The sequence below is a fragment of the Moraxella atlantae NBRC 14588 genome (assembly GCF_001591265.1).
Classification (GTDB): Bacteria; Pseudomonadota; Gammaproteobacteria; order Pseudomonadales; family Moraxellaceae; genus Faucicola; species Faucicola atlantae.
Genome location: NZ_BCUL01000066.1, coordinates 1 through 1,252, shown reverse-complemented (window position 1 = coordinate 1,252; position 1,252 = coordinate 1). Strand labels below are relative to the sequence as shown.

The 1,252-nt window shown below is 41.7% G+C and carries 1 protein-coding gene; it reads right to left on the bottom strand.

Annotated elements, in window-relative coordinates; all coding sequences use genetic code 11:
• Nucleotides 1–174: 174 nt before the first annotated feature.
• Nucleotides 175–1,167, bottom strand: a complete 993-nt coding sequence (locus MA2_RS10710; RefSeq protein ID WP_067059659.1) for an IS5 family transposase — start codon at nucleotides 1,165–1,167, stop codon at nucleotides 175–177.
• Nucleotides 1,168–1,252 lie beyond the last annotated feature (85 nt).

Below are 1,252 nucleotides of genomic sequence, written 5' to 3'. Positions count from 1 at the left end.
GGAGACCTTTGCATAAACCAGCAACCATCTCTCGACACCAATTTCAAACTCAACTAAAAACTGGAATTGGTGTTAAAGAAGTGAAGAAAGTCACCGAATTGGCATAAAAGTCTCCTAAATTGCAGTCAATTAACGTCTATTGGCTAGTTTTACCAACCAACAGACACAATAACCCTAAGGCAGTCCGTATTTTCGCTTCAAACCTAGGGCGGTTTTTAAATTATGCACAATGCTAGCAAGCAAGGTACTGGTATGAAATTGCATTAAGCCAAGATGACGAGCCTTGCTCATCCCATAATGCAATTTAAAATGACCGAATACCCGTTCTACCGTATTTCTGGTTTGGCTCTTTTGGGTATTGGTACGTTTTTGTTGTTCGGTAAGTGGTGTATTACGCCATGCCCTATCATGGATATGATTGTTGATAGGCGGCTCATGCTCGGCAAGATAGTCGTCATGGGCTTGGCTTTTATACGCACTGTCGGCGTAAACGGCAGATTCATCACCTGTTAAAAGCGTGGTAAAACATTGTGAATCATGGACATTAGCAGGGGTGGTTTGAACTTTTTTGACAAAGCTGTCTTCATCACAGTTAAGATGGATTTTATAGCCGTAGGTGGTTTTTACTTTGCCTGTGCTGTCTTTTTTACTGACGTAGGCAGCTTCGTTATCTTGGGTGTTGTCGGTATGTTTGCCTTTTTTAGCTCGTTTGTTTTTGGCTTCAACGATACTGGCATCTATGATGCTAACACTGCCTGCTTTGATGATGATATTTTGCTCGGCTAGTTGCTTATTGATTTGGTTGAATAAGGGTTCAATGAGTCCAAGTTCACCTAAGTGTTTGTGGTATCGCCAGATGGTGCTGTGGTCGGGTACGTTATCGGTAAGTGATAGCCCAACAAAGCGACGAAATAGTAAATCTCTTGCCAGTTGTTTTTCCATGGCTGGGTCGGATAGGTTATAGAGTTTTTGTAGTAGTAAGATTTTAAACATGATGACAGGGTGAAAGGCACTTTCGCCACGGTCACTGCTATGGACATGGCGTAGGGTGTGTTCGATAGTTTGCCAGTTGATTAGGTCGTGTAGTTCATCGAGTTCTTCGATGGCTTTGTGAGCGTTAATGAGACTGTCTGCTAGGGAGAGTTGCCCTGTTTGTTTCCATGTCATATTCGTGTCTTTTGCTATCTGTTTGATTTTACTGTATTATATCACTTTTACAAACTTTTGTGCATTTTTTCGTGCAAAGGTTTCT